This is a genomic window from Actinomyces succiniciruminis, assembly GCF_900002405.1.
In the GTDB taxonomy this organism is placed as follows: domain Bacteria; phylum Actinomycetota; class Actinomycetes; order Actinomycetales; family Actinomycetaceae; genus Actinomyces; species Actinomyces succiniciruminis.
Genome location: NZ_LK995525.1, coordinates 1,962 through 12,793, shown reverse-complemented (window position 1 = coordinate 12,793; position 10,832 = coordinate 1,962). Strand labels below are relative to the sequence as shown.

The following is a 10,832-nucleotide window of genomic DNA, read 5'->3' as shown; positions in this document are numbered from 1 at the left end:
TACCCGGTGGCCGACGGCGAGGCCGGGGAGACCCCTTGGGGGCGCGCACGATCACCTTGCGCACGCCGCGGCCGTCCAGCGCGCGGACCACGCCGGGGGCGGCCAGGGCCAGCTTCTCCAGCTCGGCGGCGTCGATGTCGGGGTCGACCTCCAGGCGGTCGCGGACCTTGCCCTTGACCTGCACCACGCAGGTGACCTTCTCGGCCGCCAGCAGCGCCTCGTCGGTGACCACCGGGAAGGGCTCGTGGGCGAGCGAGCGGGTGTGCCCGAGCCGCTGCCAGATCTCCTCGCAGATGTGCGGGGCGACGGGCGCGGCCATAAGCACCAGCGCCTCCACGGCCTCGCGCGGCACTGTCTTCAAACCGGTGAGGTGGTTGTTGAGCACGATCAGCTTGGCGATCGCCGTGTTCAGGCGCATGCCCTCATAGTCATCGCGCACGCCCACGATGGTGCGGGCGACCAGGCGCCGGGTGGCCTCATCGGCGGGGGCGTCGGACACCGTCACCTCGCCGGTGGTCTCGTCGACGACGTTGCGCCACAGCCGCTGCAGGAAGCGCTGGGCGCCGGCGACGGCGCGGGTGTCCCAGGGGCGGTCCTGGTCGAGCGGGCCCATGCTCATCTCGTAGACGCGGAAGGTGTCGGCGCCGTAGGCGTCGTACATGTCGTCGGGAGTGACGATGTTCTTCAAGGACTTGCCCATCTTGCCGTACTCGCGGCTCACGGGCTGCCCCTGCCAGGTGAAAACGGGCTTGCCGGCCTCGTCCTGGGTCTCCTCGACCTCGTCGGCGGGCACGTACTGACCCCGGGCGTCGGTGTAGGCGTAGGCCTGCACGTAGCCCTGGTTGAACAGCTTGTGGTACGGCTCGGAGGAGGACACGACCCCCAGGTCGAAGAGCACCTTGTGCCAGAAGCGGGAGTAGAGCAGGTGCAGGACGGCGTGCTCGACGCCGCCGACGTACAGGTCGGTGCCGCCGGAGGTATTGCCGGCCTCGGGGTGGGGCCCCATCCAGTAGGCCTCGTTGGTGGGATCGACTAGGTGCTCGGCGTCGGTGGGGTCGATGTAGCGCAGCTCGTACCAGCAGGAGCCGGCCCACTGGGGCATGGTGTTGGTCTCGCGCCGGTAGGTCTTGAGCCCGTCACCGAGGTCGAGCTCGACCTCCACCCACTCGCTCGCCTTGCCCAGCGGCGCCTCCGGGGAGGAGGTGGCGTCGTCGGGGTCGTAGGTGCGCGGGGAGTAGTCGCTGACCTCGGGCAGCTCCACCGGAAGCATGGACTCCGGCAGGGCGTGGGGGCGGCCGTCCTCGTCCCAGACGATCGGGAAGGGCTCGCCCCAGTAGCGCTGGCGGGAGAACAGCCAGTCGCGCAGTCGGTAGGTGACGGCGCCGTGCCCGTAACCCTTGGACTCCAGCCAGGCGGTCATGGCGGCCTTGGCCTCGTCCTTGCCCATGCCGTTGAGGTCGATCTCGGCGTTGGCGGAGTTGATGATCTGCCCGTCGCCGGTCCAGGCGGCCTCGTCCAGGGAGAATCCCTCCGGTGGGGCGATGGTGGCGATGATGTCGAGGTCGTAGGCGCGGGCGAAGTCCCAGTCGCGCTGGTCGCCGGAGGGGACGGCCATGATGGCACCGGTGCCGTAACCCATGAGCACGTAGTCGGCGACGAAGACGGGCACCTGTGCGCCGTTGACGGGGTTGGTACCGAACAGCCCCGTGAAGACGCCGGTCTTGGTGCGCTCGGTGTCGGTGCGCTCGGCCTCCGTGGCCTGGGCGGCGCGGGCCCGGTAGGCGGCCACCGCCTCCGCCGGGGTGGCGTAACCGGCGGTCCAGGCGTCACGGGTGCCCTCGGGCCAGGCCTGCGGCACGGTCAGGGCGGCGGCATCCTGCTCCGGGCTGGCGCCGGACAGGCCGCCCAGCAGCGGGTGCTCGGGGGCGACCACCATGAAGGTGGCGCCGAACAGGGTGTCGGGGCGCGTGGTGTAGACGGTCAGCTCGTTCTGGCTGGCGCCGACGGCGTCGGCCTCGGGCAGGGCGAAGGTCACCTCGGCGCCCTCGGAGCGGCCGATCCAGTTGCGCTGCATGGTCTTGACCTTCTCGGGCCAGTCCACCGTGTCCAGGTCCTCGGCCAGCCGGTCGCCGTAGGCGGTGATGCGCATCATCCACTGGCGCAGGTTCCGCTTGAACACGGGATAGTTTCCGCGCTCGGAGCGGCCCTCGGCCGTGACCTCCTCGTTGGCCAGCACGGTGCCGAGCCCGGGGCACCAGTTGACCGGGGCGGAGGATACGTAGGCGAGCCGGTGGGCGTCGACGACGTCGGCCTGCTCCCCCGGCGTCAGCTCGGCCCAGGAGCGGCCGTCGGGGGTGGGGATCTGCCCGGAGGCGAGCTTCTCGATCAGTTCACTCACGGGGCGGGCGGCGCCGGCGCCGCGGCCGTCGCGGCGGGGGGCGTCCGGGTCGAACCAGGAGTTGTACACCTGCAGGAAGATCCACTGGGTCCAGCGCACGTAGTCAACGTCGATGGTGGCCAGCGAACGGCGCGGATCGTGGGACAGGCCGAGCCGGCGCAGCTGGCGGCGCATGTTGGCGATGTTCGCCTCGGTGGAGATGCGCGGGTGCTGGCCGGTCTGCACCGCGTACTGCTCCGCCGGCAGGCCGAAGGCGTCGTACCCCATGGTGTACAGGACGTTCTTGCCGGTCATGCGGGTGAAGCGAGCCACGACGTCGGTGGCGATGTAGCCCAGCGGGTGCCCCACGTGCAGGCCCTTACCGGAGGGGTAGGGGAACATGTCCAGCAGGAAGAACTTCTCCTTGGCGGCGTCGGGGCCGGCCAGGGCGCCGACGGGGTTGTCGGCGTTGAAGGTCCCCTCGCGCTCCCACCGGTCCTGCCAGGCGGTCTCCAGGCGTCCGGCCAGGTCGGCCGTGTACCGGTACGGCGTGGGGTTGTCGGTGGTCTGCTGCGCCCGGCTGTTCTCCGTCATCGCGGGAGTGCTCCCTTAGGTCGTGTGGATGGGGCGGGGCCGCTGCGCCGTCGGCGGGCAGGCCGAACGGCGCGCGGCCCCGTTGCTGCGGGCCAGCCTATCCCCCACCCGGCCCGGCGCCGGTGCCGGTCCGATTGGTGGAGCCGCGACGCCGGTCACGTCCGGGCCGGTCCGACGCGCGCGCAGGTTCGGAGGGATCTCAGGCCAGGGCCGGGGAGCCCAGGGCAGCGGGTACGTTCCGGCCCCAGCCGTCTTCGCGCAGGCCCGCGCGCAGGCGCTCCATGGCGGCGTCGAGTTCGGCGGCGGGCACGTCGTGCCGGGCGGCTGCCGGCGCCACATCCGCCTCGGCGCGGATGGGCAGCACGTGCAGGTGCAGGTGGTCCACCTCGTAGCCCACCACCATGACGGCGGCGCGCGCGGCGTCGAACACGCGCGTCTGGGCGCGGCCGATGCGCTTGGCGACGATGGCCAGGTGGGCGATGAGCTCGTCGGAGGCGTCCACGTAGGAGACGACCTGCTGCCGGGGCACGACCAGGACGTGCCCGTCGGTGTGCGGGGCGATGGTGGCGAAGGCGACGCAGAGCTCGTCGGCCCAGACGAAGCGCCCGGGCAGCTCGCCGCCAATGATCTTCGTGAACACGGATGGTGTGGGGTTGGTTGTGTCGGTCACAGACCCAGCGTAGATGATTGTGGCCGTGTCTCCGCCGGCTCCGAGGACGCCAGCACCCACAGGCTCCCCGCCGGGACGACGGCGTCGACCGCGTCCGCCGCCGGGTCGCCCTCGGGCCGCGCCGCGCGCACGCTGCTGGTGGGCCGCCCGTCCTCGGAGCCATCACGCCCGAAGACGACGATGCGGGTGTCCAGCCCGATGCCGGCGCGGGTCAGCTGCTTCAGGAGGGCCGGGTCGTCCCTGATGCGGCCCACCACTCCGGACTGCCCGATTTGGAGGGTTTCGAGGGCACACAGGGCGGGGACGACGACGCTGCCGTCCGCCGCCGGGATGGGGTCGCCATGCGGGTCCCGGGCCGGATGCCCCAGGGCGGCGTCGAGGGCGGACAGCAGCCGGTCGGAGACGGCGTGCTCGAGCACCTCCGCCTCGGCGTGGACCTCATCCCACTCAAAACCGAGCGCCGCCACCAGGTAGGTCTCCAGCAGGCGGTGCCGACGCACCATTGCCCGTGCCAGGCGCCGCCCGCGGTCGGACAGGGTGACGGCCCGGTAGGGCGCGTGTTCGAGCAGCCCCGCCTCCACCAGGCGGGCCACATTCTCCGAGGCGGTCGACGGCGCCACCCCCATGCGCCGGGCCAGGCCGGTAATGGAGGCGCCCTTGCCGCCCCATTCGCTGGCCGCCCACACGGCCTTGAGGTAGTCCTGGGTGACGGCCGAACTGTCGGCCGGGGTCTGGGCGGCCGCCGTCACCGGAGCATCGCCACCCAGCCGTCCCAGAACGCCACCAGCACGATGACGGCGATGACGGCGTACATGGCCCCGGCGATCCACCAGCGCCCGGCCAGCAGCCGACGAGAGGCGGCTGGAGGCAGCCCCAAGTGTCCGCCCGCGGCGGCGCGCCCCCACGTGTTGGTGGCGATCGGTATGGTCACCAGCCAGATGAGGGTGCAGAACGGGCAGAGCTTGCCGAAGGTGAGCACCGATGTGGCCAGGAACCAGGCCACGAAGCCGATGCCGCAGACGGTGCCGGCGACCAGGCCCCACCAGACCCAGCGGGGCAGCCGCACCCCCGCGGCAAGCAACATCCCAATCAGCGTCAGCAGGGCGAAGGCCATGGCGCCGACGAAGGAGTTGGGCACGCCCAGCAGATTGCCCTGCCACGCATTCAAGGAGTCCCCGCAGGAGACCAGCGGGCTGACGTCGCAGACGAGGGCGGCGTCGGGTTCGCGCAATTGGCTGATCTGGCTGGCAATCAGTTCCCAGCAGGCGCCGATGCCGATCAGGGAGCCGATCACGAGCAGTACGGCGTAGGAGCGGGGGGCGCCGGTGGCGGTGGCGTCGGTTTCGGGGCCGCCGGCGTTCACGTCCGGGGCGGTCGCGCCGACCGCGAGATTGGATTCGCCGGCCAGATAGGCGTCCAGCTCCTCCTCACTCATCGCGTCGATCATCGCGTCGACCTCGGCCTGTGTGGGCACGTGTGTCATCGCCGGATCTCCTCATCCTCTCCCGGGGACATGGGCACGCCCCGGCCGCTCCGGGGCGCGCGCCCCAATTGTGCCTCACGGCCGTTGTGGCACGAATCGGCGTTGGTCATGCCGGCCGACGGCGGCAGGGGCCGCCCGCCTGCGCGGCCTAGTTGGCTGCGCTGTCACCGCCGTGGGCGGCCTCCGTGTTCTGCTCGACCGTGGCGTCCGTTTTCTGCGCAGCCTGGTCGCCGGTCTCCTGCGCGGCGGGCACCGCCTCCCAGGCGCCCACGGTCACCGAGGCGTCCGGGTGCAGGGTCACAGTGCGCCAGGCGAGCAGGTCGCCGTCGGCGTTGAAGGACAGCAGGTGCAGGTAGGCGTCGTCGGTGACCTCACCGATGGAGGTACCGCCCTTGCCGGCGCCGGAGACCAGCTGGGTGACGGCGAGGTTTCCGCCGTAGGTGGTGGTCATGCCCCGTTCCTGGTGAACGTGGCCGGCGAGCAGCAGCGGGGTACAGCCATCCGCGATCAGCGGATCGAAAGTGTAGGGCTGGTGAATGAGCACCACGTCGGCCCGGTTGCCCGCCTGCTCCGCCTGGCAGGAGACCTCGGCCAGGCGAGCGCCCAGCCCGGCTGCATCCTCGTCACCGCGGGGGACGGTGCCGCTGGCGGAGGTGCGGTCGGGGTCGACGTCGCCGAGTACGTTCAGCCCGGCCACCTCCTGCACGGTGCCGTCGGTGACGGTCCACCCCTGGGCGCGCAGTCGCTCGGCGGTGGATTCGGAGTCGTGATTGCCGATGGTGGCTACCCGGGCGACGCCGGCGGGGACCGCGTTGGACAGGGCGTCCACGCAGATCGACTCGGGCTGACTGCCGGTCATCGTCAGGTCGCCGTCATCCATGTGGATGTCGGCGCCCGCGAGCTCGTCCAGCACGCCGGTGAAGGCGATGACGTCGAGGTTGCAGTGCAGGTCGGTGGAGAGCACCGCGGTGGTGGTCTCCCCCTGGTCGACCGCCCAGCTGCCCGTGACCGGGGTGGTGGGGGTCGCGGTGGGCTCGGCTTCGGGGGTGGCCGTCGGCAGCGGGGCGACCTCGGGAGTGGCCACCGCCATCGGCGTGGTCCCGCGGGCGGAAGCCGCACGGAAGGCCTCCGCCACGGCGTCCTCATCCACGGCGCCGTCGACCGCGGTGACGTCGACGGCGCCGTCGACCGCGGCGGAGGCCTGCCACGCCGCCCGCAGGTTTTGCTCGGCGGCCGTGTAGAAGGCGGTGTTCTCCTCCAGGAAGGCGGAAACACGCGGGCCATACGCCTGCACGATGTCGGCGACCCGCCCGGATAGACGCGCGTCTTGAACGGGCGTGCCCGCGAGCACTTCCAGCCGGGCGCCCGGCTGCGGGCCGCTGCGTACGGCCGGGACGACGACGGCGATCGCGACCGCGGCGGCGGAGGCGAACGCCAACACCTTGGCGTTGCGGGGTAGGCGGCGTGGACTGCGGTGAGGTGGTCGCGGTCCGGCCAGGCGTCCGACCGTAACCAGGGTCAGCAGTACCGACTCGACCAGGCCGGCGCGCCGCAAGGCGTCGTCGGCCAGGGCGCGCAGGCCGCGCTCAATCGTCAGTTCGGGGTGGGTGACCAGGGCGACGTAGGCGGCTCCGTCGGAACTGAGCGCCTGGCCGAGGGTGTCGGGGGAGACGGCGTCAGGATCGGGCTCTCCCGGGATCTCGCCGACGACCACCTCGACACCGAGCAAGCCGACCGGCGAGTCCAGAACCACCGAGCCGAGCGGACCGAGATCGACCGTGAGCGTGGAGTCCAGAGTGACCGACCATTGGGCCTCGTGCGGTCCCAGGGGTGAGGACGCGGTCGCGGTGGACACACCAATCGCCAGCGACGCCAGGCTGCTCAGGAGGAGCAGCACGGCAGTGCGCGCGCCCTTGCGGAAGCGGACAGTGCGGGAGCGCCACCAGCGGCGGGAGCCGTCACGCAGCTGGCCGAGCCGTCCGGTGAGGGCGCCGCGGGTGTACCGCCGAGCCTTAGGCACGCCGGTCAGCTCCGCTCCCCCGCCGCCAAGCGCGCGGCCAGGTCCGCGACGAAAGCGGCCGTGTCCTCCCAGGTGTCCACCGCCTGGCAGGGCACACCCAGCGCTTTGACCGGGTAGTCGTTGCCCTCGGGGTCCAGCCGGTCACCCACGAACAGCATCTGCTCCAAGGGGATGCCGGTGACCTCGGCGAGCCGGTTCATGCCATAGGCCTTGTCGATACCCTTGCGGGTTATGTCCACGCTGGTGGAGCCGCCGGAACGGACCTCCAGGCCTGGTAGGAGGGCGGCGACGGCGTCGCGCAGGCGGCCCTTCTTCTCCCCCGTGGGGTCCCAAGCCTGTTTGGCGTCCAACGGTGCCTCCTGCCCCAGGGCGGAGAAGGTGATCTGACTGCCGCGGTCCTCCAAGGCGGGCCCCCAGGTGTGCTCCTCCCACAGCCCCAGGCGGCGGGCCTCCGCCTCGACGACGGTGAACGCCTGCTCAACCTGGGCGGGCGTGAGGTCGTTGGCGTAGACCAGCGTCCAGTCGCCGTCCTCGGGATTATGCGTGTAGTAGCGGGTGCCGCAGGTGGGCATGAGGTGGAGCCGGCCCAGCTCGTCGTCGCTGGCGTTCAGACGGGCTAGTACCTGCTCGCGGAACTGCCCGATCTGCCCCCCGGAGATGATGCACACGGGCACGACGTCCAGCAGGGCACGCAACGCGGCGGCCATGGGCTCGGGCATGGGCGACTTAGAGGGGGCGAGCGTCCCGTCCAGGTCGAAGGCGACCAGCCGGGGTGCAGCGGGCGTGTCGGCGGCGGCGGGCCGAAGCGGAGTCGAGCGCATGGGGTGAATTGTGGCGCACGTTTGCGCTGCTACGAAACCAGGTCCGGGCGCGGGAGTGTCCCGTGTCCTCACCGGGCGTCCTGCGGGTGCTTGAGGTGCTCGTGGGCGGCAGCCAGCGCGGCCTCCCGGGCCTCAACGTCCTCACGGCGTCCGCGCACGACCAGGGCCGTCACGGAAACAGCCAGACCGCCCCAGATGATCACGATGGCGACGAGCATTACGGCGACTGCCGGTCCGGTCATCTCACTTCACCTCCTCAAGCACATCCAGGTTTAGAGGCGCGTAGTCGTCTACCGGCGTGCGCCAGGGCATGCGTGTGAACACAATCGTGGCGACTACGACGAGGAAGATCACACCCCATCCGAACACACCCTGCAGACCGGCAGAATACGCGTCATAACCGTTGGTCGCGTAGGACCAGACGTTCTGGACGAACATGTAGCCCAGGAGCAGCGGGGCGATCACCGCCACCAGGCCACGCCACCAGCCGCCAATGATGCGGGTGTCGGAGACCAGGTTGAGATGACGCTGCAGCTCCTTCAGCCGACGCAGCACCAGGCCGAGGCCGACGCACATGACAATGGCGGAGCCGACCACGCCGATGTAGTTGATGTAGGCGTCGACGATATCCAGATCCCACAGTCCCGAACCGGTGCTGAACAGGATGAATGACAGCGCGGCACTGGGCAGTCCGGCCGCCAGCGTGGCCTTGCCGTTAGACAGGCCGAGTTTCTCGCCGATGGCGGGAGCGACCACCTGCAGGATGGAGATGAAGGAGGTCAGCCCCGCCATTGAGAAGGAGGCGAAGAACAGGACGCCGAACAGGGCACCACCCGGCATCTGCGAGATGACGGTCGGGAAGGTGATGAAGGCAAGCCCGACGCCCTGAATGCCCTCAAGGTCGGCCACCGACACGCCCTCGACATGGGCCATGAACCCCAGCGTGGCGAACACGCCAATGCCGGCGAGGATCTCGAAGGAGGAGTTGGCGAAGGCGGCAGTGAAGCCGGTACCCACCAGGTTGGAACGGCGCTTGAGGTAGGATGCGTAGGTGAGCATGATGCCGAAGCCGATGGACAGGGAGAAGAAGATCTGTCCGAAAGCGGCCACCCACACGGTGTAATCGGTCAGTCGACTCCAGTCGGGGGTGAACAGCGTGTTCAGGCCGTCCGTAGCTCCGGGCAGCAAGATGGCCCGGATCACCAGGATGACGAACATGACTACCAGTACGGGCAGGAATACCCGGTTGGCGCGCTCCACGCCGCGAGATATGCCGCGGGCCACGACGAAGATGCCGAAGGCCCATACCAGCGCCAGCGGGATGGCGACACCCAGGATCGGAACCGGCGAGTACGCCGGGGTGGAGGGGTCGGCCAGACTGGTCTGGCCGATGTAGTCGCTGAAGAAGCCTGCGGCGTCGTCGCCCCAGGCGGTGGTGAAGGAGAACACCGTGTAGCGCAGCGCCCAGGCTACGATCACGGCGTAGTAGGTCATGATGATGAAACAGATGAACACCTGCCACCAGCCGAGCCATTCGAACCGCTTGGATACCCGGCGGAAGACAGCCGGAGCGGAACCGCGGAAACGGTGTCCGAGCGCGTAGTCGAGGAAGAGTACGGGCAGGCCGGTGATCAGCAGGGCGATGATGTAGGGGATCATGAAGGCGCCGCCGCCGTTGGTGTAGGCGGTGCCGGGGAAACGCCAGATGTTGCCCAGACCGATCGCGGATCCGATGGCAGCCAAGAGGAATCCGAGCTGCCCGCTCCACTGCTCGCGTGCGGGCATCTGTACGGCGGTTGAGGATCCGGGGCTGGATGGCATTAAGAACCTTCCGGGTTGTGGGGAACCGGCATGCCGGCCGCCCGTGTCGATCGCACAGGCATTGAATCGGTAGGACGATAGTCGCAGACGAGGCACCCGCCCATGACGTCCCGCCATCCGGACATGAGCCTCTGATGGCACCACTTGGGTATCCCCACCCCGAGCTGACACGGCATGTGCGAGACTGGCGTGTCGTGCACTCAGCACTGCTCGGTACCACCGGAGCCGCTGAAAGCGCACGTTGACGGACAACTGAAAGGACAACCATGGCCACGCCTCACATTGCCGCCGAGCCCGGAGACTTCGCCCCTGCGGTGCTGATGCCCGGAGATCCACGCCGTGCCCAGCGCATCGCGGAAGGACTGCTGGATGATGCCCGCCTGGTGACGGATGTGCGCGGCATGCTCGGTTTCACCGGCACCGTAGACGGCAAGCCGCTGTCCGTGATGGGGTCGGGCATGGGGCAGCCGTCCTTCTCCATTTACGCTACGGAACTGTTCAGCCAGTATGGGGTCGAGCGAATCATTCGCGTGGGCACGGCCGGCGGCATCGGCAAGCAGGTGCATGTGGGTGATGTTGTGATTGCCACCGGAGCCCACACCGATTCGGCGATGAACCAGCTGCGCATCCCCGGAGTGAACTTCTCGGCCGTCGCCGACTTCCGCCTAGCCATGGCCGCCTATCGCGCGGGCGTCGAGGCCGGCATGGGCGAGCGGCTGCACACCGGCACGATCATCTCCCGTGATCACTTCTACTTCACACCCGAGGGGCAGACGGAGCGTCTATCCGCCTACGGGACCCTGTGCGTTGAGATGGAGGCGGCGGCCCTGTACGGGGTGGCCGCCGAGTTCAGCAAGCAGGCGTTGGCGGTGCTGACTATCTCCGACCACCTGCTGGACCACTCCGGTGACATGACCGCAGCCGAACGGGAGACCCGTTTCCAGGACTCGCTCCAGCTCGCGGTCGCCGCTGCCCTGAGCTGATTCCGAACCATCGCCGTCGGGCTGTTGGCGCATGGCGCCAGGTGACGGCGCAGACGCGGCGGG

The 10,832-nt window shown here is 69.9% G+C and carries 9 protein-coding genes; 1 reads left to right on the top strand and 8 read right to left on the bottom strand.

The features are described 5' to 3' along the window. The 8 genes from BN1056_RS10225 to BN1056_RS10190 all read right to left on the bottom strand — a co-directional run. Positions 1-2,971, bottom strand: a 2,971-nt coding sequence (locus BN1056_RS10225; RefSeq protein WP_210580920.1) for a leucine--tRNA ligase, incomplete at its 3' end; no start/stop codon positions are given. A 199-nt stretch (positions 2,972-3,170) separates the two neighbouring features. Continuing rightward, positions 3,171-3,641 (bottom strand): HIT family protein, encoded by a 471-nt coding sequence (locus BN1056_RS10220; RefSeq protein ID WP_210580918.1) that lies wholly within the window; start codon positions 3,639-3,641, stop codon positions 3,171-3,173. After that, complete coding sequence (locus BN1056_RS10215) at positions 3,638-4,390, bottom strand: metal-dependent transcriptional regulator (protein WP_210580916.1); 753 nt, start codon at positions 4,388-4,390, stop codon at positions 3,638-3,640. Before BN1056_RS10215 ends, BN1056_RS10220 begins: the two co-directional genes overlap by 4 nt. After that, positions 4,387-5,124: a vitamin K epoxide reductase family protein gene (locus BN1056_RS10210; RefSeq protein ID WP_210580914.1), complete on the bottom strand. Its 738-nt coding sequence runs from the start codon at positions 5,122-5,124 to the stop codon at positions 4,387-4,389. The genes BN1056_RS10215 and BN1056_RS10210 overlap by 4 nt, the downstream gene beginning before the upstream one ends. Positions 5,125-5,272: 148 nt before the next feature. Beyond that, complete coding sequence (locus tag BN1056_RS10205) at positions 5,273-7,144, bottom strand: metallophosphoesterase family protein (RefSeq protein ID WP_244671646.1); 1,872 nt, start codon at positions 7,142-7,144, stop codon at positions 5,273-5,275. Between the two features lie 5 nt (positions 7,145-7,149). Continuing rightward, positions 7,150-7,965, bottom strand: a complete 816-nt coding sequence (locus BN1056_RS10200) for an HAD-IIB family hydrolase (RefSeq protein WP_210580911.1) — start codon at positions 7,963-7,965, stop codon at positions 7,150-7,152. 68 nt (positions 7,966-8,033) lie between these two features. After that, the gene (locus BN1056_RS10195; RefSeq protein WP_210580909.1) at positions 8,034-8,207 is read right to left on the bottom strand and encodes a methionine/alanine import family NSS transporter small subunit; all 174 of its coding nucleotides are present in this window, start codon (positions 8,205-8,207) and stop codon (positions 8,034-8,036) included. A 1-nt stretch (position 8,208) separates the two neighbouring features. Further along, positions 8,209-9,786 (bottom strand): sodium-dependent transporter, encoded by a 1,578-nt coding sequence (locus BN1056_RS10190; RefSeq protein ID WP_073328059.1) that lies wholly within the window; start codon positions 9,784-9,786, stop codon positions 8,209-8,211. A gap of 266 nt (positions 9,787-10,052) precedes the next feature. On the opposite strand from BN1056_RS10190, the gene deoD reads away from it, so the two are divergent. Then, positions 10,053-10,769 (top strand): purine-nucleoside phosphorylase, encoded by a 717-nt coding sequence (gene deoD, locus BN1056_RS10185; protein WP_210580908.1) that lies wholly within the window; start codon positions 10,053-10,055, stop codon positions 10,767-10,769. Positions 10,770-10,832: the final 63 nt, after the last annotated feature.